General features: G+C 43.9%; 25 protein-coding genes and 1 tRNA gene. 10 read left to right on the top strand and 16 right to left on the bottom strand.

All coding sequences use genetic code 11. The annotated features are described in order from the left end of the window. Positions 1 to 2 precede the first annotated feature (2 nt). From AC0L6N_RS10700 to AC0L6N_RS10680, 5 genes are read left to right on the top strand one after another with little or no spacing between them, the layout of a single operon-like run. On the top strand, positions 3 to 1,364 hold the full coding sequence (locus AC0L6N_RS10700) for an RDD family protein (RefSeq protein WP_473481154.1): 1,362 nt from the start codon (positions 3 to 5) through the stop codon (positions 1,362 to 1,364). Between the two features lie 4 nt (positions 1,365 to 1,368). Beyond that, positions 1,369 to 2,430: an XdhC family protein gene (locus tag AC0L6N_RS10695; protein WP_473481152.1), complete on the top strand. Its 1,062-nt coding sequence runs from the start codon at positions 1,369 to 1,371 to the stop codon at positions 2,428 to 2,430. Positions 2,431 to 2,441: 11 nt separating this feature from the next. Then, complete coding sequence (locus AC0L6N_RS10690) at positions 2,442 to 3,077, top strand: nucleotidyltransferase family protein (RefSeq protein WP_473481150.1); 636 nt, start codon at positions 2,442 to 2,444, stop codon at positions 3,075 to 3,077. 30 nt (positions 3,078 to 3,107) lie between these two features. Beyond that, positions 3,108 to 3,608, top strand: a complete 501-nt coding sequence (locus tag AC0L6N_RS10685) for a (2Fe-2S)-binding protein (RefSeq protein WP_473481148.1) — start codon at positions 3,108 to 3,110, stop codon at positions 3,606 to 3,608. Continuing rightward, entirely contained in the window at positions 3,605 to 5,860 is a 2,256-nt protein-coding gene (locus tag AC0L6N_RS10680; RefSeq protein WP_473481146.1) for a molybdopterin cofactor-binding domain-containing protein, read from the top strand. The genes AC0L6N_RS10685 and AC0L6N_RS10680 overlap by 4 nt, the downstream gene beginning before the upstream one ends. A gap of 7 nt (positions 5,861 to 5,867) precedes the next feature. Here the strand turns inward: AC0L6N_RS10680 and AC0L6N_RS10675 are convergent, their stop codons facing one another. The 3 genes from AC0L6N_RS10675 to AC0L6N_RS10665 all read right to left on the bottom strand — a co-directional run bounded on the left by AC0L6N_RS10675 (position 5,868) and on the right by AC0L6N_RS10665 (position 8,297). Continuing rightward, positions 5,868 to 6,395, bottom strand: a complete 528-nt coding sequence (locus tag AC0L6N_RS10675; RefSeq protein ID WP_473481144.1) for a PTS sugar transporter subunit IIA — start codon at positions 6,393 to 6,395, stop codon at positions 5,868 to 5,870. Further along, positions 6,373 to 6,756 (bottom strand): ACT domain-containing protein, encoded by a 384-nt coding sequence (locus AC0L6N_RS10670; protein ID WP_473481142.1) that lies wholly within the window; start codon positions 6,754 to 6,756, stop codon positions 6,373 to 6,375. The genes AC0L6N_RS10675 and AC0L6N_RS10670 overlap by 23 nt, the downstream gene beginning before the upstream one ends. Before the next feature lie 491 nt (positions 6,757 to 7,247). Beyond that, positions 7,248 to 8,297 carry a patatin-like phospholipase family protein gene (locus tag AC0L6N_RS10665; protein WP_473481141.1) on the bottom strand — a complete coding sequence of 350 codons (1,050 nt, stop codon included), beginning with the start codon at positions 8,295 to 8,297 and terminating at the stop codon, positions 7,248 to 7,250. A gap of 326 nt (positions 8,298 to 8,623) precedes the next feature. Here AC0L6N_RS10665 and AC0L6N_RS10660 point away from each other — a divergent pair. Continuing rightward, positions 8,624 to 8,700, top strand: a tRNA-Val gene (locus tag AC0L6N_RS10660). A gap of 111 nt (positions 8,701 to 8,811) precedes the next feature. On the opposite strand, the gene AC0L6N_RS10655 is transcribed toward AC0L6N_RS10660, so the two are convergent. The 8 genes from AC0L6N_RS10655 to AC0L6N_RS10620 form a co-directional block, all read right to left on the bottom strand. After that, positions 8,812 to 9,441 (bottom strand): hypothetical protein, encoded by a 630-nt coding sequence (locus AC0L6N_RS10655; RefSeq protein WP_473481140.1) that lies wholly within the window; start codon positions 9,439 to 9,441, stop codon positions 8,812 to 8,814. Positions 9,442 to 9,495: 54 nt separating this feature from the next. Continuing rightward, the gene (locus AC0L6N_RS10650) at positions 9,496 to 9,882 is read right to left on the bottom strand and encodes a hypothetical protein (RefSeq protein WP_473481139.1); all 387 of its coding nucleotides are present in this window, start codon (positions 9,880 to 9,882) and stop codon (positions 9,496 to 9,498) included. Positions 9,883 to 9,972: 90 nt separating this feature from the next. Then, positions 9,973 to 10,350, bottom strand: a complete 378-nt coding sequence (locus AC0L6N_RS10645) for an HNH endonuclease (protein WP_473481137.1) — start codon at positions 10,348 to 10,350, stop codon at positions 9,973 to 9,975. An 11-nt stretch (positions 10,351 to 10,361) separates the two neighbouring features. Then, positions 10,362 to 11,561: a phage portal protein gene (locus tag AC0L6N_RS10640; RefSeq protein ID WP_473481135.1), complete on the bottom strand. Its 1,200-nt coding sequence runs from the start codon at positions 11,559 to 11,561 to the stop codon at positions 10,362 to 10,364. Beyond that, positions 11,558 to 12,106: an HK97 family phage prohead protease gene (locus AC0L6N_RS10635; RefSeq protein ID WP_473481134.1), complete on the bottom strand. Its 549-nt coding sequence runs from the start codon at positions 12,104 to 12,106 to the stop codon at positions 11,558 to 11,560. Before AC0L6N_RS10635 ends, AC0L6N_RS10640 begins: the two co-directional genes overlap by 4 nt. A gap of 52 nt (positions 12,107 to 12,158) precedes the next feature. Next, positions 12,159 to 13,322, bottom strand: a complete 1,164-nt coding sequence (locus tag AC0L6N_RS10630; RefSeq protein ID WP_473481132.1) for a phage major capsid protein — start codon at positions 13,320 to 13,322, stop codon at positions 12,159 to 12,161. A gap of 562 nt (positions 13,323 to 13,884) precedes the next feature. Continuing rightward, positions 13,885 to 14,145: a hypothetical protein gene (locus AC0L6N_RS10625; protein WP_473481130.1), complete on the bottom strand. Its 261-nt coding sequence runs from the start codon at positions 14,143 to 14,145 to the stop codon at positions 13,885 to 13,887. A 71-nt stretch (positions 14,146 to 14,216) separates the two neighbouring features. Further along, positions 14,217 to 14,513 carry a hypothetical protein gene (locus AC0L6N_RS10620; protein ID WP_473481128.1) on the bottom strand — a complete coding sequence of 99 codons (297 nt, stop codon included), beginning with the start codon at positions 14,511 to 14,513 and terminating at the stop codon, positions 14,217 to 14,219. A gap of 94 nt (positions 14,514 to 14,607) precedes the next feature. Between AC0L6N_RS10620 and AC0L6N_RS10615 the strand changes: the two genes are divergently transcribed. Continuing rightward, positions 14,608 to 14,781: a DUF3950 domain-containing protein gene (locus AC0L6N_RS10615; RefSeq protein WP_473481126.1), complete on the top strand. Its 174-nt coding sequence runs from the start codon at positions 14,608 to 14,610 to the stop codon at positions 14,779 to 14,781. Positions 14,782 to 14,968: 187 nt separating this feature from the next. Here the strand turns inward: AC0L6N_RS10615 and AC0L6N_RS10610 are convergent, their stop codons facing one another. The 5 genes from AC0L6N_RS10610 to AC0L6N_RS10590 all read right to left on the bottom strand — a co-directional run bounded on the left by AC0L6N_RS10610 (position 14,969) and on the right by AC0L6N_RS10590 (position 18,423). Then, positions 14,969 to 15,727 carry a hypothetical protein gene (locus AC0L6N_RS10610; RefSeq protein ID WP_473481124.1) on the bottom strand — a complete coding sequence of 253 codons (759 nt, stop codon included), beginning with the start codon at positions 15,725 to 15,727 and terminating at the stop codon, positions 14,969 to 14,971. A gap of 30 nt (positions 15,728 to 15,757) precedes the next feature. Next, positions 15,758 to 16,162 (bottom strand): hypothetical protein, encoded by a 405-nt coding sequence (locus tag AC0L6N_RS10605; RefSeq protein WP_473481122.1) that lies wholly within the window; start codon positions 16,160 to 16,162, stop codon positions 15,758 to 15,760. Beyond that, positions 16,163 to 16,357, bottom strand: a complete 195-nt coding sequence (locus tag AC0L6N_RS10600; RefSeq protein ID WP_473481120.1) for a helix-turn-helix transcriptional regulator — start codon at positions 16,355 to 16,357, stop codon at positions 16,163 to 16,165. 102 nt (positions 16,358 to 16,459) lie between these two features. Beyond that, positions 16,460 to 17,092 carry a hypothetical protein gene (locus AC0L6N_RS10595; protein WP_473481118.1) on the bottom strand — a complete coding sequence of 211 codons (633 nt, stop codon included), beginning with the start codon at positions 17,090 to 17,092 and terminating at the stop codon, positions 16,460 to 16,462. Beyond that, positions 17,089 to 18,423, bottom strand: coding sequence for a tyrosine-type recombinase/integrase (locus tag AC0L6N_RS10590; protein ID WP_473481116.1), 1,335 nt, complete (start codon positions 18,421 to 18,423; stop codon positions 17,089 to 17,091). Before AC0L6N_RS10590 ends, AC0L6N_RS10595 begins: the two co-directional genes overlap by 4 nt. Positions 18,424 to 19,609: 1,186 nt before the next feature. Here AC0L6N_RS10590 and AC0L6N_RS10585 point away from each other — a divergent pair. From AC0L6N_RS10585 to AC0L6N_RS10575, 3 genes are all read left to right on the top strand, one after another. Further along, entirely contained in the window at positions 19,610 to 20,962 is a 1,353-nt protein-coding gene (locus tag AC0L6N_RS10585; protein WP_473481115.1) for a porin, read from the top strand. Positions 20,963 to 21,112: 150 nt separating this feature from the next. Further along, a complete protein-coding gene (locus tag AC0L6N_RS10580; RefSeq protein WP_473481114.1) occupies positions 21,113 to 22,738 on the top strand; it encodes a BCCT family transporter in 1,626 nt (541 codons plus the stop codon). Positions 22,739 to 22,868: 130 nt separating this feature from the next. Next, positions 22,869 to 24,755 carry a DUF294 nucleotidyltransferase-like domain-containing protein gene (locus AC0L6N_RS10575; protein WP_473481112.1) on the top strand — a complete coding sequence of 629 codons (1,887 nt, stop codon included), beginning with the start codon at positions 22,869 to 22,871 and terminating at the stop codon, positions 24,753 to 24,755. The last annotated feature ends 4 nt before the right edge of the window (positions 24,756 to 24,759 follow it).

The raw sequence follows: 24,759 nt of genomic DNA, 5'->3' as shown, positions 1-24,759 counted from the left end.
GCGTGAGCGAACCAACACAATCAGCTACACAAGACGCGCCCGTAAATCCCGCTCATTTAACCCAAAAAGAAACACGCAATATGGTCACGCCCTATGCGTTTCATGTTTCTAAGTCCCTTTTCGGTACGCCCCTAGCGCGCCCTATCAAACGCGCGTTTGCACTAATTATAGATGCCGCACTTATTGGCTTATTAAGTCAGGCAAGTAACATTTTGCTGGCACTTATTGCCGCTGTGACCTTTTTTCGTGCGGGAAATCGCTTAAAGAAGAAAAAACGCTTTAATGTCGCGCGAATTTCGCTGCGATTTGTCACGGCCATTTTACTGTTTTTAATTGCTGCACAGAGTATTGAGTTCGTGCAGGAGGTAATAGAAACCCCAGACGAAAATCAAAAAATACGCTCAGAATTAGTCGAAGACGATGTACTCGGCGATGTAGAGTTGGACAAGGTCGAAAATTTAGCTTTGATAGGGTTAACCGCGAAATATCTATTTGAAACCAAAAGCGTGGCTAAAGACATCGAATACGGTAAGTGCATTGAGCCGTTAGTTTGCTGGACGACCCTAGGTGAAAAACTCGCGACGGATTTAGCGACTATGCCCATAGATAAAAAGGTTGCTGAAAATCTGTTTAGTGGGTATCGCGATGCAGTCAGTGACGATTTATCTCCTCAGCAAAAAAGCCAGCTAGAGGTTGCCATGACACAAACGTATGAGCGCATGTATAGCAAAAGCGACCTTTCGCAAAGCGATACAAAACAAAGCGAAATTGAACAAAGTGAGGTAGACAATCTTGACTTTGAAAACGCCGTTAAAGCACGTACTGAAGGTGAGGCTCTTCCTGACAACCTTGATACTAACGATGAAAGTAAAAAAGCTGGCCAAAGCGCTGAACAAAAAGAAAACGCTCAATCCTTTTTTGATACCTTGAGCGAAATAGAGGGCCCACGTGCACAGGGCTCGTCGCCACCGAGTCTTTTAGCTTGGGTACAAGGAATAGCTACCGATCTTGGCCTTGGGTTTGGCTGGGCGGCCTTTTATTTTAGTATTTTCACCGCTTGGTGGCACGGTCAAACGCCAGGTAAACGTGTGCTGGGTATTCAGGTCATTAAGCTGGATGGTAGTAGTTTGAATTTATGGGAAAGCTTTGGCCGCTATGGTGGTTATGGCGCAGGGATCGCGACAGGGCTCTTGGGATTTTTACAAATTTACTGGGATCCTAACCGCCAAGCAATCCAAGACAAAATTTCTGAAACGCTAGTGATCGACTTACGCAACGAGCGAGTGGAGTTTGTGCATCCTCATACCGTACCGGAGCAATCATCGGTTAAATCAACATCAAATAAATCAACTGACAACGAGTAGTTAAGTGGCAAATAGATTAAATCAATTGTTAAAGCTGTGGCTTAGCAATAAAGATACGCAAAAGTGGGTGTTAGCCACCATCATAGAAACTGACGGCTCTTCCTATCGAAAAGCCGGTGCGATGATGATGATCAACGACTTAGGGCAATATTTTGGCTTGCTCAGTGGCGGCTGTTTAGAATCCGATATTATGTTACAAGCGCGTCGTTGTTGGGATTCTGGGCGCAATCGTATCGTCGAATATGATATGCGAGAAGAAGAAGACCTAGCGTGGAAACTGGGCATTGGCTGTGGTGGTATGGTGCGCATATTGTTGCAACCAGTGGATGCGGCGAATCAGTATTTGCAGCTTGATTCGTTGTACGCACTATTAGAAAACAATCAAATTGCTGAATATTGCCAAGTCATTAACGAGCAAACCCCGCTTAATACGTTAGAGCAACTCACGTCAAAGCAAGTTACGCCAGAGGAAGCTGCGCCAGAACAAGCAAAGTCAATTGAAGGGGCTTTAAAAAAGGCTGACACCGACCGGAAGACTGAAACGCAGCAGGGGGTTTTCAAACAATACCTCAAACCCGCGCCTCATTTAGCCGTATTTGGTGGCGGTGTAGACGCTCGCCCAGTGGTGGCTATAGCAACGCAACTTGGATGGCAAGTCACCTTGGTCGACCCACGTACCAGTTACGCAAGAAACGGTCATTTCGATAACAGTGTCAACGTGGTGCGCGAGGCCATTGAGTCGCTTGAGCAAAGTCGATGGTTACAGCAAATCGATATGGCCATCATTATGACCCACAATATTAAATTAGATGCCCAATCGTTAGCACTAGTGCAGAAAAGCAGTGCAAAGTATGTGGGTATGCTTGGTCCGATTCATCGGACTGATCGAGTGCTTGATTTGATCCCCACCACCCGCGAACAGCTCGTTAAACCCTTGGCTAATCCGGTTGGCTTACGCTTAGGCGGAGAGCTACCTGAATCCATTGCTTTATCTATGCTATCTGAGGCCCACGCCTTTATTGAGCAGCAAAATGGGTTATCGATCAGCGGTATTCTTCCTCAATGAACGCTTCCGCAATGAACGAAACTCATGGTAAAGCGCCTTCAATAGCGGCGCTCATGTTGGCTGCAGGCCAAAGTAAGCGCTTTAATGGCATCAAGCAATTGGCTGAAGTGAATGGCAAGCCCATGTTGCATCATACCCTTGATAATCTGACATCCAATGGGACTTTGCTTGAAAAGGTGACTGAACTGAATGTCGTTTTAGGGGCTAACGCCGCAGATATTGTTTCAGTGGTACCTGCTTATGCAACATCCCATATATTTAATCATTGGCAAAAAGGAATGGGAGCGACACTGGCGTTTGGCGTGCAAAAAGTAAACCGCGAGTCATCCCATTTATTGGTGACTTTAGCTGATCAGGTCGCTTTAACGCGTGAGCATATAGCCACAATGTTGCATCATTGTATTGCTTCGCCCGAAAAGATCATTGCCGCTAGATACAAGGGTGTACTGGGTGCGCCGGTTGTTTTTCCTCGCCGTTACTTCGCGCAACTAATGGCATTAAACGCCGACGCTGGGGCACGTAAAATACTGCAGCAACACCAATATGATGTGTTGGCAATAGACATGGCTGATGCACAGCATGACATAGATACACAAATTGACCTTGCTCGCTGGCAAGAAACGCTAGCGAACAACAGCGCTCATTAGCAAAAGATAATCACCTAATTGGAGCATTAAATGATTCGTTTTAACCTAAACACTAAACCAGTAGAAATCGACGCCGACCCAAATATGCCTTTATTATGGGCGTTGCGTGACGTGTTAGGCATGACGGGCACCAAATTTGGCTGTGGCATGGCCCAGTGCGGTGCATGTACGGTACACCTTGATGGTCAAGCTATACGGTCATGCGTCATGCCATTATCTGCTATCGCTGATAAAGACATTAGCACAATTGAAGGCTTGTCAGCGACCGGCGAACACCCGGTTCAACAAGCGTGGCTTGAGCACAATGTACCTCAATGTGGGTATTGTCAGTCGGGGCAAATCATGAGTGCTGTGGCGTTGTTAGAGGAACACCCAAATCCAGATGATGAAACGATCGATACCTATATGCAGGGCAATATTTGCCGCTGTGGCACGTACCCACGCATTAAAGCCGCCATTAAAACCGCTGCTAAAAATAAGCAAACTGCTTTCGATTACACTTTAGCTAAAGAAGTTGGAGGTCAGGCATGAGCGCTCGTAATGACATAAAATCAGTCAGTCGCCGAGACTTCTTACGCTATACCAGTGTTGCTAGCGGTGCTCTGGTTTTGGGCACGCTGCTGCCTAGCATAACGCCCGCTTGGGCTTCATCAAATGTTGAAGATACTGCAAATACGTTGAACTTGTTTGTCAGCATTGATAATGACGGCACCGTCAACATCGTTTGCCATCGTAGCGAAATGGGACAAGGTGTGCGCACGGGGATTCCACAGATAGTCGCTGATGAGTTATGCGCTGATTGGTCAAAAGTGAATGTGGTGCAAGGACTCGGCGACGAAGCATACGGCAGCCAAAATACCGATGGCTCTCGCTCGATTCGCCGCTTTTATACCACGATGCGCGAAATGGGCGCGACCGCCAGAACCATGCTTGAAAATGCTGCAGCTCAGACATGGGGCATTCCTGTTAGTGACGTTTTCGCCGAAAACGGTGCTGTAGTGCATAAAAGCTCAGGTAAGTCGTTGAGCTTTGGTGAGCTAGCACAGATGGCAAGCCAGCAAAGCGTTCCAGAGGTAAAAGATTTAACGTTCAAATCGCCAAAAGACTTCAAGTTCATTGGCAAGCCAATGACATCGGTGGACTTACCTAAAGTACTGACCGGAGACACGGTGTTTGGCCAAGATGTGCAATTAGACGGCATGCTTTACGCGAGTATTGAGCGTTGCCCAGTTGTCGGTGGCACGGTAAAAGCTTTCGATAAAGAAGCGTCGCGTGGCGTGGCAAATGTGGTTGACGTGATTGAAATGCCCGAGCAAAGTTTTCCAGTATTGTTTAAGAATTTGAATGGCGTTGCGGTATTGGCCAGTAATACTTGGTCGGCACTACAAGGTCGCAAGGCGTTGAATGTCACCTGGGATTTAGGCGATAACCAAAATCACGATTCAGATGCTTATTTAGCTGAGCTTGAGAAGCGCATAGTCACCAAGGGCAAGTCAATTCGCAGTGTGGGTGATGCGTATCAAGCATTTGATACGGCAGAAACGAAACTTGAAGCAACTTACACTGTGCCTTATTTGGTGCATGCCCCCATGGAGCCACCTGCGGCCACCGCAGTGTTTAAAGATGGCCACTGTGAAGTGTGGGCATGTACCCAAACGCCGCAATCCACCCAACAGAATGTTGCCGGTGCCCTAGGGATTGATAAGAGTAAGGTGAAAGTGAACGTTACTTTGTTGGGCGGAGGCTTTGGACGTAAATCTAAACCTGATTTTTCAGTAGAAGCAGCGGTATTGGCGCAGAAAACCGGTAAGCCAGTAAAAGTGGTGTGGAGCCGTGAAGATGATATTCGCCATGGCTATTACCATGCGATCAGTGCCCAACATTTCCAAGCTGGGCTAGATGAGGCCGGTAAAGTTACTAGTTGGGTTCAACGTACTGCGTTTCCCAGTATTAGTTGGACATTCACCGGCACCACCGATGAGCCGCAAACGGGGGAATTATCCCTTGGTTTTGGTGATCTTCCTTTTGCTATCGAAAACTTGTCTTGTGAAACTCATAAAGCGCCGTCCCATGTGCGTATTGGTTGGATACGTTCAGTGAGTAATATTCAACACGGCTTTGCGATTGGCTCGTTTGTGGATGAACTAGCGGCAAAATCTTCGATTAGCCCGCATCAGATGTGGCTAAACCTCATCGGGGATGATCGAATAGTTGATCCGAAAAACCAAGGGTTTAAATATGAGAATTATGGTGAGTCTTACGATAATTTTCCTATCGAAACGAAGCGCTTGAAGAATGTGTTAAATGAACTGATGGCGAAAACGGGGGCGAATAACCCTACAGCCGACAATGAAGGCTGGGGAATAAGTGTTCATCGTAGCTTTGTATCTTATGTGGCGGTGGCCACTAAAGTGAAAGTAGCAAACGACAAAGTCTCCGTGCTTGAAATGCATTCTGTGATTGATGCGGGGAGGGTGATTAACCCTGACCGAGTAAAATCACAGCAAGAAGGGGCAATGATATTTGGTTTATCAATTGCCTTAATGGGGGAAGTTACGATAAAAGAAGGCGCAATTGAGCAGTCTAATTACCATGATTATACTGTACTTCGTATGCACCAGAGTCCAAAAATTGTGACCCACATTATTCAGTCAGACGCCGCGCCAGGTGGCGTGGGTGAGCCTGGCGTGCCGCCTGTGGCCGCTTCGGTAACCAATGCGATTTATCAGGCTTCTGGTAAGCGCATTCGCGCTTTACCCGTAAGTAAAGTGTACTCGGTTTAACATTAGATTAAATGTATAAGGTCATAGCAACATCTTGTGTTGCTATGGCCTGATAGTAATGGCCTTGAATAGCTGATAGTTTTTGCGGGTTTTGCACTGTAAATGCTGACAGAGTGCTATCAAGTCGTCTGCGCATTTTAATCAAATCAAATTCTAACAATACATCACCAGCTGCATATTGTTGTCCCACCTTAGCGATACGTTTGAAGCCTTCACCCATCATGGTGTGGCTGTTCATACCCAATTGAATATATAAACGCAGGCCATTGTTAGCAACTAAGGTTATGCAATGAGCGGTTTCAGGTAAAGCGGTCACAATACCAGCGTAAGGTGCAAACAGTTGATAACCAGAAGGCTCGATCGCCACTCCGTCACCGTGCATCCCTTGACTAAAAAGCGCGTTGGGAGCATTTACAATCGGCGATATCTTACCTGACAAAGGGGATTGTACCGGCAAGGCTTTTTTAAACGTTTTTGGGGGCGATGGTGCAACGATGGATTTAAACAACGCCTTACTCTGTGACTTTGTAGCCATCGGCGCGCAAAGCATCAACGGCGGCTTTTAAATCATTGTGTTTTATCAAGAAGTAATCCGTATCGAAGGTTGATACCACAAAAATGCTCACATTCACTTTAGCGAATACCGAGCCTAACTGCGCCATTATTCCTACCATAGACAAACTAAGCGGGCCTAACACCTCTAACGCTCGCCAATTAGCGTCACTGGCTTCACTTTGCACTTTTACCTCATCCGGCACCACTACGCTTAACTCATCTTCAGTTTTACTGATAAAGAAGATAGGGGACTGGAGAACTTCACTGGGTATGGGGGAGTCGTGATCTAAGCTGTGGATACAAAAACGTGCTGGGTGAAGGGCTAACGTCTGTTTAGGCATGAAGAGTCCATTTACAACTGATAATGGCGTCTATTTTGCGGCCTTTGGCGAACAACGCAAGTATTTCTAATTGATTATTATTGCATTGGATATCGTCAAGAGCATAAAAGTCAGTGACAGGTGACTTCTGGTTGGACCATGGCTATATATTCGGCATTGATCGTTCGTTTGCTGATCGCATGGCCAAACAGTCGATCATTTTATTTGTTGCTTATTCACAAATTTGTGGTCTGTTATTCACATTAACTGTGAATTATACCGGTGTTATCCACTGAATCTGTGGATAACCTTGTTGAGTTCTTTGATATTGTGCGTTAATCGCTTGATATGACTAACAATTTTCAAGTTGGTTGCAAAACGCACAGTTTTAGTTGTAGAGCATCTATGTTGATAACTTGCAATAGTTAAAACCACTTTTTTGATTGGTTTTAATCGTTTAAATGTTAATCATACTGGCTGCGATCGGAGTCGATCGCGATTTTACCAAATAGTTAGCTTATCAATTTGATACGTGAAAAATCCTGTTGTTTAGTAAATTCACTGAAACTGTCTGCCAGTGCCTCTGTTTGACGTAATACCTGTTGCCAGTATTCGATGCGGTCTTGGGTCGGCATTTTGGTGAAATCTTCTCTGTCAGGGATCTTGCCAAACGGTAAAGAAGCGATAAATGCATTAGATGGCACTAACATCACCGTTTTATCATAATTTAGGGCGCTGACCCTGCGTTTAAGAGATTTATCGAACCAACCCGCTTTAGGCTGAGCATTGAAATGCGGATATAAGGTTAACTTAGGGGAATTTTTTAGTGATATATCGAAATGGTAGTCGATAATACCGCCATCCCTGTACATACCGTTTGGGGCACCGGGAATATTCCTAATACCTAACATCACCATGGGGATTGAGCCAGACGCTAATAATGATTCTTTAATGTTGGCTTGAGTTAAGGGCACTTTATGAGTCAGAAAACCACTTTCGTCTTCAATACTCAGTGTACTGTTAGCATTTTGGAAAACAAAACGTTCATACTGTTTAGTCAGTAGACGTCGATTCATTCTATTTAAAGCATAACTTTTAACCAGACCAGCAATTTGTAGTGGCTTACGCTCAGAGGCAACCAATCCATTTGATTTAGCTACTAAGAAATGTGCTTTAAATATGGGGTTCTCAATGATTTCTTGAGCACCGTGCTCATTGAAAACTTTATCAAGCAGCGCGCGAGCACTGTTACTGATCGCTAGCGGGGTGACATCATCTTCATAGGACGTTTCAGAGTAATATTTTGCTAAACGAGTAATAGCGGCAACGGGATCCTTTTGTGCAAAGCAAGCTGCACGAAAAGCACCTGCCGATGAACCGATCAGGTTCAAAGGGTCAGTCCGATTAGCAAAGAACTCACCGAATAGGTATTTATCTAAGCCAAATAAACTGAACCACTTAGGACCGCCGCTAGCGCCCAAAAAAGAACTGAAAATACTTTGTTGAAACCCTTCTTTTTCGATCAGCGCTAAGGCTGACTTTCCTGCGTAAATATCTAACATAATCAAAGTTAAAGCGTAATCAAAAATATGTAGCTAGCTTACCGAAACTGGGATGATATTGCTGAACAAAGTTGTAATATAACTGTTACATCTTCTGGCTGGTTATCGCCTTAAACAAGTTGGAATTTCGACTTGCTGGTGTAACATTTTAATTCACTACGCATCTGTAATTGATGAAAAGCATAGGCTGATAGCACCGCTGTTATCTTATTTGTCTATAAATTCAGCATATGATCATTTACGATGAAAAACCGCTTGCAGTCAATCAATAGCATCGTTATTATACGCGCCGCTTCGAGGGATTCCTCAGGCAATCTCTACACAGTGCGTCCGTAGCTCAGTTGGTTAGAGCACTACCTTGACATGGTAGGGGTCGGATGTTCGAGTCATCTCGGACGCACCACTTCTTAAGGCATTCAGCCGATAGTAAACACTAACATAATCATTTATTAAGCCTTGTATGTCGCACTAGTGTCGCACTTGGATATTTGATGTTCTTTGTTGTTAAAATAATTTATTGGCTTGAGCTAATTATCTTTCCAGTAGCAAATTTCACCAACCTATCTAATGTCGCTGAAAGTTCTTTCATAGATATTTGGTTGCTTTCAGATAGCTTGAAAATATCCTCGAGCTCAGATTCTTTTCCGGTTCCATGATCTGGGTATCTCCCTGCCCAATATAAAAAATGAGTAAGGCATTTTAATATTGCTTCTTCTTTCGCTGTTATTTGAATATGTTGGCGAACTAACCAGGGAAGTTTATGAGAAAAGTATTTCCTTTCGTTCTTAGTGTAGGTCTCAACACCAAACTGTTGAATTGATAAACCTTTAAACATGAGTTCAAGGCTATAACCGAGCATCATTAATGCGCTGGCCATATATTGTCTGTAGCAAATGGAGTACATCGACTTCGGCATTGAAGAAAAATCAGGCGTAGTACGGATTAGTATCTTCGCTGATTCTGATAGAGAGTTGGCTTGGCAAATCCAGAAAATTGGATTTTTCAACTCTTCGGAAGTAGGGCTTTTTTCCAACTTTACATTATGACCAGCCCGCATTTGTACATTAACCCACTCATGCCAAACTGTTGAGCAATAACCAAAAGGGTCTGATTCAAATTTATCTACTTCCGTATTTTTTACCATGGGCTTCCTTAGACTAAGTTTCTTTCACCTAGTCTATCTTTAAGCCTAAAATAATTAAAGACCATACCTGGCAAGCGCTTCTGCATCTGCATCAATTGCCCCTAATTTAGCCTTAGCGCGGCTTTCTGGTGTCAGGCATAGGTCAGTGGCTAACCCTCTTAATTGTGCGTGTAAAGAGGCTGTAAAAGCATCAGGATCAGACCGTAATTTTGCCAAAAGAAAGCAATATTGCTCTAAAAGTGGCTTATCGGCTAAAGTGATCACCCTGTATTGCGTCATTGCTTTGTTTACTTCACCCCATATTTTACGATGATCACCTTTAAGGTGTTTAGGGCAGTGAGGGAAGCTGTAAGCACCGTCCACACTGAGTTTAGGCGCTTCTCTATCGGTGCGGTTTGTGCCTTTGAGCATCTTTTCGATAACAGATGATTGCTGTGTCATGGTCGTTCCTATTGTTCGTTTCTTAAATTTTCAACTGACGGTGTGTAAAAAATACTTAGGCGGCGGTACTGTAGTAAAAGCCTCTAGTCCTTAAAATACGTGCGTACCCCTTGTGCGTTCGTTAGCGGTCTTTTCGTTGTGGCATTGACTGCATAACACTTCTAAGTTAGTTAAGCTGTCTGTGCCTCCCATAGATTTAGCTTTGATGTGGTCAACATGATTACCACTTACAATCTGGCCTTGCCTCTTGTGCGCTTGGCATATTGCCTTGTCGCGCTGCAGCACTATCTCCCTTAGTTGTTGCCAACCTTTACCGTATCCACGTTGATGACGATTGCCCTTAGCTCTCTCATTGGCATACCATCCGGCACTGTCTTTGTGCTGCTCACAGTAGCCTTGATGTTGCGTGTGGGTTGCTATGTTAGGGCATCCAGTCTTTCGACATGCCTTGCCAGGTCTATTGGGCATAAATGTGATACCTAATCCGTTTCCTGTTTCGTTGCTGCTGCTTGGTCTTGTTGCATCCAGCTTTGGCTAAACTGTTCACCACCTTCTCGCGGTGGCATGTTCTCTGCTGCTCTGCATTCATTGGGGTTCATCACTCCGTTTCTAATGGCTATGTCATACACATTGAACCTGTCCTCTGCTGTGGCTCTTAGCAGGTCTTTAGTTTCAAATTCGATGATGGTGTTAGCTCTATTACTATCGCTTACGAGGCGGCTTGCTAAACCTTCTTGAATGTTGCTGAGCCATGGCCTAAGCGTTTGAGTAAGGAAAGCTCGACTGGCCTCACTAAAATTGCTGTATGTGCTGTTGCTGTAGTCCATTAGGAAGATAGGGCTAATCTTAAACATTCGGGCTACATCTGAGATGGTGAATAATCGTGATTCGAGCCATTGCGCATCGTTGTTAGCGAGGCCGATTTGATTCCACTTTAAGCCACCTTCTAATAACAATGGTTTGTTGCTGTTGGCTGAGCCTTGGTGCTTATCGAACATTTTAGTTAGGGCTGTGAATTGCGCATCTGTGAGTTTAGCGTCCGTTTCTAATACGCCTGATACTCGCATACCATTCTTAAACTGGCTGGCGCCATGCTCTTGCTGTGCCAATCCTAGGCCTATACTTTCTCGGCAGACTTGAATAGGACTTTTGCCTAATATCCCATCATCTGAGTGGTAGCGAATATGCAATATTTCATCCTGCAGATACTTGGATTGCTTACCCTTAGCGTTAGTGTGCTTGTAACCAAGTCGCCCAGTAGAAAGTAACTCCACTTGTATTGATTCAGGGTGCAGTAAATGTAACGCGCTAGGCTTACCGGTTCCGTCGAATGTAATATGTGCGTACCCGTTGCCGCGAAGTAAAACAGATCTTAGTAAGCCCATTTTAAAATCATATGCAGTTTGGTAAGCGTTTGGTGCCTGGTTTAATAAGCGCTCAACATGGTGTCGGCCTTGTCGCTGTTTACCTTCATCGGTTCGTCTGTAAACGTGGATAGGTAGGCTGGCCACCGATTCGGCAATGGTTGAGACTGCGCAATATACCGCTGGCAGGGTTTGCGCGACTTCACTGTTAACGTGTTTCCCGCTGGCAGTGGGTGAGCCTAAGCCCAGTGATTGAAGTAATTCGTAAGTGTCGGTTACCGGTTCGCTGCGCTTAAACATTTTTAGTAAGTTCATAATCTCATCATCTCCAATCTGGCAAGCATCAAGTCAATGTCATTTGATTTTCGCTTTTCATGAAGTGAGCGCATGGCTACCTCAACGTTCGTAGCCTGGTATGCTGGCATTCCTGTTATCGTGACTTCTATCAAGTTCGCGCTTGTCACCGTTCTAAGGGCGGGTACTTGGTCAAAGTCCCATTGAGCACCTTCAGGGTTAACAGTAAAGCCAAAACTCATGCCGCTAATGTCCTTGCGTTCTATGCTTGTCATTAAGTCTCTAGCTGCTTGGATATTTGGCGGGTCAATCTCGACTAACAAGCCTTGCTCGTCTTCTTTGATTGTCATAGTGCCAGCCGATGTTCTACCAAGAATTAATTTCTGGTCATGTTCCACTAGGGCACGAATATCGCTATTAACACTATCACCGAAAGCACCTGAGCTTATTACCTCGACAAAACCGCCTAGGTCTTGTGAAGGGGAGTTGTAAACAACGGGGCGGCCAATTATCTTTTTGCCTTTCAAGCTAAGATCCGCTGTTGCTCTAATTTCAATTTGATTCATATAAACCTCTATAAAAAAGGGGCTGTTTATGCCCCTTAATTTTTATGCTTGTTTACGCCGCTTTGGGTGCTAAGAACTTGATAGCGTTTGAGTCAACTAGGCCACCGCCTACATAACGTGTTGTTAGCATTTTTACCCAACCTGGTAGGGTAATGTTGTCTCGAATCATTCGAGTGCCGCTTGTGTGATCAACAACATAATATGCTCTTGCTAAGTCACCGTAACCGATTAGGTCGTCGGGGATGTCTTCGGCAATAACAATTGGCTTGCCAAGTAATGTGCTTGGTGCGCCTTCTGCGATACCAGCTCTAAAGAGGTAATTACCGTCTGTGTCTTTAAGCTTGCGTACCTTCTCAAGCATGGTGTCGTTCATGTAGAACTTTGCGGCCATTCGATAAGCTGTGCGCAGTGTGTGCGATAGGGTGATAAGGTCATCGCCTACAATCGTGCCTGTTGATGCCGATTCGATTTCTTGTACTTCACCGAATGAGCGTGTTGCATCGTTTGCGGCATCGCGAGTGTAAGTAAGTAGGCCTTTAGGTTTCTTGGATCCGTCACCAGTCCAGAATGCTGCTTCTTCTTTTATCCCGGTTTCGTCTGCGACTTCTGAACTTAACCAGCCTGATACATCAAAGTCGGACCAATCTAAAAGCTCTTGGGTTGTCTTGGGGAATGCATACAGAGAATGGACTGGGATTTGTACCTTTTCGAGCTTACCTGTATCGGTCTCGCCGCGTGAATCACCTTCGTCTGCCCATTCGGCAGAGGTACCGCCAACACTTACAAGCTTTTCGTATTTCTCAGTGGATATACTTTTTACTGTGGCATTTTGGCGAAAGACTGAGCTTTCTTTTAATACCTTAGTAATGTCCTTATCGATTGCCGGAATGACAGTGTAACCACCGTCTGCATTTGCGCCAGCGCTTAAGCTTCGTTGATCACCTGTTTGAACAAATGCTCTTAACTCGCTGTTGCTTGGCTTATCCGTTTTGCTTTCTGGTGTTTCGCCGGTGATAAGTGAACGTTCGTTGTCTGCTAAGACTTCTTCACATTCAATTTTTTGATTGAGGTCGGTAATTTGTTTTTGCAGTTCTTCAAACTTAGTTGACTCATTTGAAGTCAGCGAGCGTTTTTCTGTTTCTGCGGTAGTAACGATAGCTTTCATCTGCTTATGCAGTTCAGCTTTGGTAGAGCGTAATTCTAATAGTTTCTTCATGATTCAGTTTCCAATTAGTGAAAAAATTGGGCAACTGACCAGGGAATAAGCCGGTACAGTTAAAAGACATCGATAGAAAAACTGTACCGCCTGTACTCGCCTACATCTCGCAGGTCTATACTCATGGAATCTTTGCGTTATCGGCTATCCACTTTGAAACTAGAAAGTTGCCCAGAGCCTTTAACCTGAGCAAATTCACTATAAACCAACCGAAAAAGCCTGTAAATACCTAAGTTTTTGATTTTAAAGGGTTTTTGTATGTGCTTGTTCGTTGGCGTTATATCTATTAAAAAAACTTTTGGTTCACGAGACCGCAAGGGGAAATAATCAAAGCTCATTGCTCGATTGGCTGGTCGCTTGGTAGGTCGATACTGCAATACAAAGAACTATTTCTGCAGTTCTTGGCTGGTCACTTGGCTGTTCGATCGACTGTTCGCTACTACCTAATCAGGCCAGTGTTATTGCGGCTTTCGGCTGTTCGATTGGTTGTTCGTTTTGTTGTTCACTTGGGGTAGAGTAGGGGCCATGAATGCGGCCCCTGTATGTGACTTGCTTGTTTTAACTACATTCCTGAGCTTGGCAATTCGTCATTTGTTGAATGACCTGCTGTGTTTGCTGCGGCGTTACTCTCTAAGTCTAGCTTAGTGTCATTGATCATTTGTCGGCAACTGTAGATAACCTGAATTGCATCATCATGTGAACTGAATCCAGTTTCACCTTCGCCGTTCTGCGCAAGCATACTGAGCATTGCTGAAACTTGATTTAAGTTGATAAAAGCATCTTGTAGGCTGTTCTGATTAACTGAGTAAGTATTAGTGTTCATAATATTTCTGCTCCAATAAGCATAAGGTTTAATTCAAAGCTGATAATTCGACTTGAGGTTTATTACTACCTTCACGCGGCTTTCAGGCCACTTTCACGCGTGGTTGACGCGTCAGCACCTTCGCCGGCGGATTGAGGCTTCTCACCGCGCTTGTGGCCGTGCTCTATTTCTAGGATGCGTTCGCTTGCTTGATCAGCTTCTCCTAATAAATCAATTAACGCCCATGTTGCGTTCGATAAAATTTCTTGACCAGGGGGATCCTTTTGCTCGATTGCTGCCTGCAGCACTACAGAAATTGCGTAGGCTTTCGTTACGTTGTTGGAAATCGTGTTGTTGTAATCGTTGATAGCGTTTGTTTTGTTGTTCATAGGTATTTGCTCCGGTATTAAGGTTAGGCAAGATCGTCATCTTGATTTATAATAGTGGTACACACCCTTACAATGTAATAGTGGTACACACCCAATGCAAGATAAAGTTGAAAAAAAACCAAAACGTTCTGATGAGCGAAATGGTTCGGTTAGAAAAAATATTCGTTTTGAAGATGATTTAGTTGAAGCAATTAACACTGACAGAAAAGAACAGCCTTTTGCCGAATGGGTTAAAGATGCTTGTAAGAAGAAGTTAGTAAAAAAATAATTTAGCGAGTGTGTATGCGAACTTGTTCGTATCACACCCGATATTAAAAGAGTTATCTTAAAGAATAATATTACAAGAGTTATTTTACATCTCCGGACATTTTGAACAGGGTGTGCGGACATTTTGAACAAGTTGACCGGACATTTTGAACAGGGTGTACGGACATTTTGAACACTTGTTGCGTGCATCAGTGATTACCTTCTCTGATTAGCTCTTCCCTAAGTTCTTGTTTTTCTGACACCCAAACGTCCATTTGCTCGTATAAATCAGCCTCTCCATTAATATGGATTACGATGCCGCTTGTGCTGCCAGAATGCTTTAAGTAATTTTTTTCCTGTAATAAATCGAGATAACGCATTAACGTCGTACGGTTCATAAACATGGCTTTTGCTAGTTTGTTTTGCGAACTAAACCTAAACTCTAAACTTGGGTTTTCTGAAAAAGTTATCCAATACAACCTAGCAAGTAGATAGGCCAGTTCAATGTCTTTAAGGTGTTCAATAAATGTTACTGGCAATGTAACGAATCTCTGAATTTCTACCACTTCCCCCGTCATGCATTCTCCAAAGTCAGTTTTATTGAACCCGCGATTAAATAACGCTTGATACTGTTCCTTTAGTGCTTTCGAATTACCTGCCTTTTTTGCGAAGTATTTACAGGCGCCTTTTTTGCCATTTTTAAGCATTGAATCTCTGCGTCCAAAGCATTGATGCTTGTTAGCCAAATCAATTGAATGTCTGCGAATAGTCTTTTCGTTGACGGAAAAGAGATCCGCATGTTCTTGAGCTTTTCTCCATGGCTCATCACCTTTCGCTATCCAATAATATAGCTCTGCTAAAATTGCAGCATCAAGAACGCCAAACAATTCGACGCATTGAGTTAAAAGAAATAAGTTTGTAGGGCGAGCAGAGGTTGCTCGCCTTTCTTTCGGTGTGAAATCGGCCATATATAGCCCCTAAAATAGCCCCCGAAGGGCTTAAGCTATTAGGCTATCAAGTAGATAGGGGAGGCCGCCTTGATAGGGTGGTAGACCTCGTTTAGCACGTAAATAGTTGAGCTTAGTTAACGCCCGTAAAATGGCCTCATTATTCTCCAACCAATACAGGGTAAAAGGAGTTTGTCCACCATCAGAATTTAGGTGCATGATTGTCTTTCTGGCAAACATGATCCCTTCTTTTTGGAAGTTGGAAACGACGGTGTGAAGGCAAGTTGTTTGAAATGCGCTGTACGCTGGTATTTGATAAAAACCATCTTGGCCAGCTTTAATAAAAGCCTCGAGTGTTTTTTCCTTTTGCGTCTTACGTTTGTTGCTGCTAATCTTTTTCGTGTCTAGTGAAAAAGATAAAGAGTCGTTGCTCGGTTGAGTGGCGGCTTTTTTCATTTACGCTGCCTCCACTTCATTGGTTTCATTAATCCATTGCTCAATATCAGAGCTCAAGTATCTTACCTGTCTCCCTAGCTTCAAGTGTCTTGGTGCTTTCGCTCCCAATAACTTGCCGGTAACTCTTGATTGTCTGAGCGTGACTTCTGAAATTTTAAGCTGTGCTGCTAGTTCGATAGTAGTTAAGTATGACATTGGTGTATCTCCAGTAATTAGTGGTTAGCGTCAATCGCTGGAAATATGTTAGTTTGTGTGTGGAGCAATAAATAACGGGTAAAGTTATTCTTTTCGACAACTTTACCCTTGGTCTAATAACTCCTTAATTTTGTCGGAGATGTTTTTTTTCTCAATGCCTATCGACGCCAAGCATTCTATTAAAAACCTATGGAATTTACTTTCTAGTGTATAAGCGGCTTTCAATCCGTGCGAACGAAATATTCTAGCGACCTCCACAATCAAGAAGCTAATTTCATCTTTTCTCGCATATCCTGTTAGTGTGCTCATGGATTTTTCAATACCAGCAATTAAAGCAGTTAAATTCCGTAGCGGTGATTCATGTATTAATTGTTGATCTGCATATCCGTGTTCATTTTTTTCAGCAAGAAAAATATACTGTGGCAAAGCTTCTGCCGATAATGGGTCTAACTCATTTAGGTACTTCATCGCGTTCAATAAATGACCTTTGGCTAATTCTAACGACCTCCTGGTCTCGCTCGCTCTATTCGTTCTAGGAGTGTCAGAAATTCTTAATTTAGCTGTGATGATTTCCTCTGTTTGTCTTAATAGAGCATCAGTGTTTTCATATTTTACGATTTCACTTAGGATTATCCTTTGCTGGTCTGTAAATTTAAAGGAGTCGACAAGTCCGCCAGAGATTGATTTAGAATTCCATTTATCTTCATACTTCCTAGCTTTATCTAAATTGGTCATGCTGTTAACTCCTTAATTTTGTTGGCCCAAAGCTCTAACGCTTCTCTGCGTTCGTCCATGTAATCATGCTGGTTATAAACTCGCATCATTCCTGCTAGCTCATGGTTGAGTAACTTTTCAGTGACAATGGTATCGACTTTCATTTTGGATAGATGCGTCTGCAGCGTTCTTCTAAAGTCGTGCGGCGTGAATGCAGCAACATTGATAAATCTACCTTTAGGTTCGTCAACGTCATCAGGCCTAATATGGCGTTTGATAGCCCGGGCAACGCTGCGCTTATCAATCGGCTGTGTGCCAGGTAAGCCCGTTCTATTCGTTACCGAAGGGAAAACATACTTGCTGCCTAAAAAATCAAACTGAACTGATAGCTCTTTAAGTCGTTTAATAATTTCATCATTGATTGGCACATAGTGCGGCTTTTCTTCACCGCGGCGGCTCTTGGTGTTCTCAGGCGGGAAGTGCCACATGCGTTTTTCAAAGTTGATATGCGACCATTCGGCAAGGGTTAACTCTTGAACTCTGCATCCAGTTAAGCAGAGCAATTCTATTACTAACTGAACTTGCCTTGTGATTCCGACTTTTGGCAAGTCAATAAATAGTTGCTTTAACTCGTCGTCATCTAAGAATCGATCCCGAGCAATTTCCTTTCCAGTGTTTGAAGTCACCGAAGTATTAGCAATAGGGTTAATTTCTATCAAGCCTCTATCTACGCCAAACTGAAATGCTTGCTTGATTAGGGCTAGGGTTTTACGTGCGTGTGGCTTGTGGCCTCTATCTACAATTAAATCGATACAGTCATTGAGAATTAAACGGCTAGTAACACTCGATAACGGGACTTTGCCTATCTGTGGAATAACATCATTGTTGAATATGCTAATTGCGCTCTCTGGGCGCTTACGTTCGCGTTTTAGGTACCGCTCTGTGAACTCTAATAGTAGATACTCAACGGTCTCAGAATCTTGCTTTACTTGCTCTAATTCGACTATGTCAGCGAGCTTCTTTTGTGCTGCAGATTCTTTCTCTCGAGCTTCGCGTTCTGCGAAAACATCAACGCCTGTTTTTATACGTCCTTGTAAAATTTTCGCCTCGTCTCGGGCTTTAGCTGGCGTAACGTTTTTTTCATCAAGGCTAGCTATCTTATAATTGCGCTCAAACCCTTCACGGCCGCCGATTCGGTAATAAAGATAGTAAGCACCCGAACGGGTACCATCGGGCTTAGGTTTACCCAACCTGAGATGAAATCCTTTGACCTCGGTATCGGTAATACGCCGTATTTCAGGATCTATATTCTTTAGCAATGAATCGGTTAACTTTGCCTTTAAAGTTGCCATGTCGCACACTTCCTATGTTTAATGTCGCACGGGTGTCGCACAATATTTTAGTGTGACCACCAACGCGAGATAACATCAGTCAACGACCACATACAGATGATAGGTGTTTAGGCCAATAAAATAAAGGGTTTTAGGTGGAATTGTTTAACGGGGAGTTACAAAGGGATATTTGAAATTACGACGTGCGTTCTCTTGACATGGTAGGGGTCGGATGTTCGAGTCATCTCGGACGCACCACTTCCTTATGTTTCTTTATGTTTCAGTTTTTACATCTCTCCTCTTTGTATATTTTACAATCGCGTTTCATTATTACCGAGTAAGATTTTGTTATAGCCTTTTCTGCATGGGTTGCTGCACTTTGTTAGCCATTAATTTCGTAAAATTAATTCGTGCTCTAATTAATTTATCTCTCCAGTATTAACGTTTTCATTATTGTTACAATTAGCACTATAGCCTTTCATCAGTTCATAACAAAATTCACATTTTCATAAGATGCGATATGGGGGATATGAATATAGTCTTGTTTTGAAAGGGTTTAATTTAAATTTCACTTGAAATTTTGATATGGTCTGTGAAAATGATGAAGCAGATATACTACTTTCATCATACTGTTTAAATTGCTACTAAGTGTTATTTTTTCTGAGGTCTCACCTGTGACTTCATGTTTTATTCAATTAATAGATCTAACTCTATGTATTTTTCTTGGTCGATTTAAGCACAAAAGCATGTGGTGTATATCTTGCTCGTTCAATACATGGCGCACAGATTTTAATTACAAAATTCTCAAAAGCCCAGTACCCAAAGCCCCGTGCTTGAAGCCTACTATTTGGAATCTAGCAGTGAAGGAATGGGGCGTAGGAGAATAGCCAAAAGGGATTTCGCGTTTGGGAAATATCACTAAGGGCCACTGCGTAATGTGGCCAATAACGATAAAAGTGTGAGACCAGTGATACAAAGAGAAATGCCGCGCAGGCGGCTCTCACTCGATAATAAGAAATGACAAAAGCAAAGAACCCGTGTGCTTGGTTATGGGTAAGACCAAAGTTGGGCCGATATGGCGTGACCCGCAATAGGGCTTAGAACTCGTAATTACCAGCCTTTACAAGGTCATCAGCGCTTAATTGTCGTCGAAAATAAAATTAGCAAAGAGGAACATACATTTATTTTTACAGTGAAAGGACATAATATGAAACTCACACAGTGTATCGGACCAGCCCTATTATCAGGTGCAATAGCGAGCTCTTTCAGCACATCGGCTGTAGAAGTTAGTGAACAAGAACTGGCGACACTAAAAGCACAAATTTCAGCGTTGCAAGCTCGCTTAGAACAGCTGGAAAACCAAAATAAGCCCACTAATACTGCGGCAAATCCCTCTCTGTCATCCAACGCAAAATCTACTCAATCAGTTGATTTAGCCCAGCAAGATAAGAAAGTCGAAACAAACACTGCTGAAACCGAACGTGAAGAGCCTGAATCGACCGATGGGATCACCTTTGGCGGTGCCATTCGAACGAATTACAGTTATACCTCTTATGATGACGGTAATAAGAACCGAGGTGGGGACTTCGATTTTGATATTTTCCGCATCAACATGAGTGGCGAAGTCGGGGGGGTCACTTTAAATGGTGAAATTCGCTTTTTTGATTATATGACAGCTGTTAAATATGCCTATGCTGGTTATCAATTCAGCGAGAACTGGCAAGTACAAGCTGGTATTACTCAAGTGCCATTTGGTAATCAGGCTTATAATTCGCAGAACTATTTCTTTAGCACTAACTACTACTTGGGTTTAGAGGATGATTTTGATTTAGGCGTGGTCTTTAAACGTAGCGTAGCTGACAACTGGCAGCTAGATGTGGGGTTCTTTAAAAATGATGAGCTCGGCGGAGTTGATGGCTACGTAGACAATCGATCAGACCGCTATTCATATGATATTGTTGGCATTCGAGCACAAGGTGATGGCATCTACGATGAACCGACCGAAGGATTAGGGGAATACAATACCTTAGCAGGTCGCTTTGCTTATCATTTTACCACCGGGGAGGTGAAAACTGAGGTCGGGGTGTCTGCGTTACAAGGCGGTATTCATAACGGTGAAAATCGCGCTGGGGATTATCAGGCGTGGGCGTTTCATACCAGCAGTCAATACAGAAATTGGCATTTACAATTTCAACACAGTCAATATGACTATGATATTGGTGAGGCTGACCGCTTAGCCGTTGGCGCGTATTCGTTTTATGATTCAATTGCTGCTGATGCTAAATCAACCACACTCAACATTGCCTATGACATGGCTGTTGATTTCGGACCTGTAACTGATCTGCAGTTCTACAACAATTTTGGTTTGGTATACGACAAGTCTGACAACAGCGAAGATACCATGATGAATGTGTTGGGCATGTCAGTGGCGGCAGGTGGGTTATTTACCTATTTCGATTTGGTGCACGCAAAGAATCAGCCTTTTGTGGGGGGCAGCGCTGCGGGTGATACCGATGAAACGGAGCAACGCTTTAATATCAATATTGGGTACTATTTCTAATAGATAATTTCTTCTAACAGATAATTGCGCGATGGTATTTATGTTTATTTTTATCAATACGATGATAAACGCATTAAATTTCAAGCATATTAATAAGTTACACATACTCCAAAATATTTTGAAACACAGGTTAATAAAAAGGACATTTCGATGAAAGAGAATAAAGATCCGATGATACCGGACGGACAGGTCAACCCCATTGATACCGATTATCAAGTGGGACAAGACAATATCGTGGTCAGTGTTGGTCCATTTGGATTAGACATCCATAACCGCGTCTTTGCGGTGTCAGGGGTAATGATTATCGCATTCGTGGCGCTGACATTATTATTTCAAGCGGAAGCCGAACCCTTTTTCGGTAATATTCGAAATTGGCTAACGGGTAATTTGGATGGCTTCTTCATGGGGGCGGCGAATATATTCGTCATTCTATGTTTGGTATTGGTCATTTCGCCTTTAGGGCGAGTCCGTTTGGGCGGCACCGAAGCGAAACCTGATTATAGTTACTTAGGTTGGTTCTCCATGCTGTTTGCTGCAGGCATGGGCATAGGTTTGATGTATTACGGCGTTAGTGAGCCATTGGGACATTTCGGGACTGCTTTTGCTGGACCGACGCTAGAGAATGGTGTTCGGACCGATTACGCTCCGCTAGGAGGCGCAGCCGGCGACGCGGTTGCTGCACAAAAACTGGCGATGGCCGCCACGATTTATCACTGGGCACTCCACCCATGGGCGATTTACGCCATCATGGCATTAGGCTTGGCATTATTCTCTTTTAATAAGGGATTGCCGCTGACCATTCGCTCGGTCTTCTATCCTATTTTAGGCGAGAGAGTATGGGGATGGCCTGGGCATATCATTGATATTTTAGCGATTTTGGCAACCTTGTTTGGTTTAGCGACATCATTGGGGCTAGGGGCATCTCAAGCCGCATCAGGCCTACATTCGGTTTTTGGTTTACCTTTAGGTGAAACGACTGAAATATTGTTAGTACTAGGAATAACGGGACTTGCATTGTTTTCAGTCGTAGCAGGCCTTGATGCCGGCGTTAAAAAGCTGTCCGAAATTAATATGATCCTAGCAGTGCTGCTAGTTATCTTTGTGCTTGTTGTCGGGCCGACAATAGCCATCCTGACGGGCTTTTTTGACAACTTGGTATCTTATATTCGTTACTTACCTGAATTGGCGAATCCAGTAGGGCGTGAAGATACGGGGTTCGCAACGGGATGGACTGCCTTTTACTGGGCGTGGTGGATTTCCTGGAGTCCTTTCGTGGGGATGTTTATCGCACGGGTTTCTCGAGGCCGTACGGTTCGCGAGTTCATTATTTCAGTACTGCTTGTGCCATCAGTTGCCTGTGTATTTTGGATGACAGTGTTCGGCGGAACTGCTATTCAGCAGGTTGTTGTTGATGGTTATCAAGCGGCGGTAAACGCTGACCTACCGTTACAATTGTTTGCTGTACTTGAGGGGCTTCCTTTAGCCAATATCACCTCGTTTGTGGCCATTGTGTTAGTCATCGTGTTTTTTGTGACATCATCCGACTCTGGCTCTTTGGTGATTGATGTTATCTCGGCTGGTGGCAAGGTAGAGGCGCCGACACCTCAGCGCGTATTTTGGTGTGTGTTTGAAGGTTTAGTCGCTGTTTCACTGATACTTGGTGGCGGGCTTATTGCACTTCAAGCTATGGCGGTATCCACGGGATTTCCGTTCACCATTGTGTTGCTCATTGCGGCATTCTCTATGGTCAAAGGCTTGATGTCTGAACCAAGATAAGTCGCTTATCTGATTATACAAATCCAGCTATCAGGCTGGATTTGTTGTTTTTACACGATACAACTAACCGGTATAATCTGCCTCAGTTAGTTGTTATTCATTGCCTATTTCCAACAGGAATTGCTGCTCTATGGCCACTGAACAAGTTGAAGTTACCGACTTCTTGCAACGACATAAACCGTTTTCTGACTTAGCGGCGCCTGAGTTATCTCATGTGGCGTCTGGGGTAGAAATCGCCTATTACAAAGCAGGCTCACCCATTCTCACCTTTGGCCAAGACAACACGCATTGGTTTGTGATCAGAAGCGGTGCTGTTGAGGTGTTCCGTCGTGACGGCGAGTTATACAACCGTTTAGGTGAAGGAAACTTTTTTGGCGAATTGGCCCTAATGCGCAACCGCCCGGTGCGTTTTCCTGTCGTTGCCCTTGAAGATACCTTGGTTTACCTCATAGACGCTGATACGTTTAATAATCTATTCGACAACGATGAGCAGTTCGCTGACTTCGTAGAAGTTGAAGATCGCAGCCGATTACGTGAATCCAGCCCAGATAAAAAGGACAATAATGCGTTGTTAACGGTAAAGGTGGAAAAGCTCATTGAGCAATTGCCGCTGATCTTGCCACCGCATACCAGTGTGCAAGATGCTGCACTACGCATGACCGAAGAGGGGGTCTCCTCTCTGCTCATTTCAAATGAGTACCTAAACGATAATACAAGTTCAGATGACGAGCCGGTCATTGGGATCGTTACTGATGTGGATATTCGAAGCCGACTTGTGGCTAACGGACTTGATTTATCCACTCCGGTGACGGACATCATGACGACGCAACTCACCATAGTGCAAAGCAACCAATACGTGTTTGAAGCCATGATGCTGATGTTAAAACACAAGGTGACGCACTTACCTGTACTCAGAAAATCGAAACCCATTGGCTTAATAAGCCATCAAGACATACTGCGTTACGAATCACAAAACAGTTTGTTTGTGGTCAAAAGTATTTTCAATGCGCAAAACGTTGATGAACTCGCAGCGCTTAAGGATGAAGTGCAAACATGCTTTTCACGCATGGTAGATGAAGATGCTAACTCGCAGATGATTGGCAGTGCGATGGCGGTTATCGGCCGCAGTTTTAAGCAGCGCCTACTGGAGTTAGCGGAAGAAGAGTTCGGCCCGCCGCCGATACCTTATTGTTTTCTCGCCCTTGGCTCTATGGCCCGTGACGAACAGCTCATAGTAACAGACCAAGACAATGCCTTGGTGCTCGATAACCGCTTTGAGCCCAAATTGCATGACGCTTACTTTAATGATTTAGCCAACTTTGTGTGTGACGGCTTAGACCGCTGTGGGTATACCTATTGCAAAGGCGGGATTATGGCAACTAACAAAAAATGGCGTCAACCATTAAAAATATGGGAGCAATATTTTACCCAGTGGATAGATAAGCCAACACCCGAAACACTTTTACATAGTGCAATATTTTTCGATTTAGATGGGGTGTGGGGGAAAAAAGTATGGGCTGACGCGCTAAATAGACTCATTCGTAAGAAAGCTTTTAAAAATTCCCGCTTTCTAGCATGTATGGCGCGAAACGCATTGCTGCGTACGCCGCCTTTAGGGTTCTTTAAAGACTTTGTGATGGAAACGGATGGACGGCAAACCAACTCTATTAATATGAAGCGCAGGGGGACAGCCCCCATTGCCGACTTAATCCGGGTGCATGCTTTGTCGGTCGGGGCTGAGGGGCGTAACAGCTTTTCACGGCTCAATGGTGTGATTGATGCCAAAATTCTGCCCCCAGGCCGCGGAGTCGACTTACGTGACGCACTTGAGTTTATTGCTATGGTACGCATTCGCCATCAAGCATTTGATTTGGAAATGAAACGTGTCCCTGATAATGACATTGAGCCAGAGTATTTGTCCGATTTTGAACGTAAAAACCTGCGAGACGCGTTTCAAATTCTCAGCGATGCGCAAAAATACATGAAGTATCGGTATCAACCTGGTCGTCACTTGTAATGCA

It is taken from the genome of Paraglaciecola sp. G1-13 (assembly GCF_055809255.1).
This window is presented reverse-complemented; position numbering and strand designations above follow the sequence as displayed.

Excerpts from the sequence above, each read along its gene's own strand:
- AC0L6N_RS10670 (WP_473481142.1), bottom strand. The coding sequence starts at position 6,756 with ATGCCTAAACAGACGTTAGCCCTTCACCCAGCACGTTTTTGTATCCAC.
- AC0L6N_RS10590 (WP_473481116.1), bottom strand. The coding sequence starts at position 18,423 with ATGGCAACTTTAAAGGCAAAGTTAACCGATTCATTGCTAAAGAATATA.
- AC0L6N_RS10595 (WP_473481118.1), bottom strand. The coding sequence starts at position 17,092 with ATGACCAATTTAGATAAAGCTAGGAAGTATGAAGATAAATGGAATTCT.
- AC0L6N_RS10600 (WP_473481120.1), bottom strand. The coding sequence starts at position 16,357 with ATGTCATACTTAACTACTATCGAACTAGCAGCACAGCTTAAAATTTCA.
- AC0L6N_RS10620 (WP_473481128.1), bottom strand. The coding sequence starts at position 14,513 with ATGAACAACAAAACAAACGCTATCAACGATTACAACAACACGATTTCC.
- AC0L6N_RS10680 (WP_473481146.1), top strand. The coding sequence starts at position 3,605 with ATGAGCGCTCGTAATGACATAAAATCAGTCAGTCGCCGAGACTTCTTA.
- AC0L6N_RS10585 (WP_473481115.1), top strand. The coding sequence starts at position 19,610 with ATGAAACTCACACAGTGTATCGGACCAGCCCTATTATCAGGTGCAATA.
- AC0L6N_RS10690 (WP_473481150.1), top strand. The coding sequence starts at position 2,442 with ATGAACGAAACTCATGGTAAAGCGCCTTCAATAGCGGCGCTCATGTTG.
- AC0L6N_RS10635 (WP_473481134.1), bottom strand. The coding sequence starts at position 12,106 with ATGAATCAAATTGAAATTAGAGCAACAGCGGATCTTAGCTTGAAAGGC.
- AC0L6N_RS10615 (WP_473481126.1), top strand. The coding sequence starts at position 14,608 with ATGCAAGATAAAGTTGAAAAAAAACCAAAACGTTCTGATGAGCGAAAT.
- AC0L6N_RS10650 (WP_473481139.1), bottom strand. The coding sequence starts at position 9,882 with ATGACACAGCAATCATCTGTTATCGAAAAGATGCTCAAAGGCACAAAC.
- AC0L6N_RS10685 (WP_473481148.1), top strand. The coding sequence starts at position 3,108 with ATGATTCGTTTTAACCTAAACACTAAACCAGTAGAAATCGACGCCGAC.
- AC0L6N_RS10630 (WP_473481132.1), bottom strand. The coding sequence starts at position 13,322 with ATGAAGAAACTATTAGAATTACGCTCTACCAAAGCTGAACTGCATAAG.
- AC0L6N_RS10655 (WP_473481140.1), bottom strand. The coding sequence starts at position 9,441 with ATGGTAAAAAATACGGAAGTAGATAAATTTGAATCAGACCCTTTTGGT.
- AC0L6N_RS10625 (WP_473481130.1), bottom strand. The coding sequence starts at position 14,145 with ATGAACACTAATACTTACTCAGTTAATCAGAACAGCCTACAAGATGCT.
- AC0L6N_RS10640 (WP_473481135.1), bottom strand. The coding sequence starts at position 11,561 with ATGAACTTACTAAAAATGTTTAAGCGCAGCGAACCGGTAACCGACACT.
- AC0L6N_RS10575 (WP_473481112.1), top strand. The coding sequence starts at position 22,869 with ATGGCCACTGAACAAGTTGAAGTTACCGACTTCTTGCAACGACATAAA.
- AC0L6N_RS10580 (WP_473481114.1), top strand. The coding sequence starts at position 21,113 with ATGAAAGAGAATAAAGATCCGATGATACCGGACGGACAGGTCAACCCC.
- AC0L6N_RS10605 (WP_473481122.1), bottom strand. The coding sequence starts at position 16,162 with ATGAAAAAAGCCGCCACTCAACCGAGCAACGACTCTTTATCTTTTTCA.
- AC0L6N_RS10610 (WP_473481124.1), bottom strand. The coding sequence starts at position 15,727 with ATGGCCGATTTCACACCGAAAGAAAGGCGAGCAACCTCTGCTCGCCCT.
- AC0L6N_RS10675 (WP_473481144.1), bottom strand. The coding sequence starts at position 6,395 with ATGGCTACAAAGTCACAGAGTAAGGCGTTGTTTAAATCCATCGTTGCA.
- AC0L6N_RS10645 (WP_473481137.1), bottom strand. The coding sequence starts at position 10,350 with ATGCCCAATAGACCTGGCAAGGCATGTCGAAAGACTGGATGCCCTAAC.
- AC0L6N_RS10665 (WP_473481141.1), bottom strand. The coding sequence starts at position 8,297 with ATGTTAGATATTTACGCAGGAAAGTCAGCCTTAGCGCTGATCGAAAAA.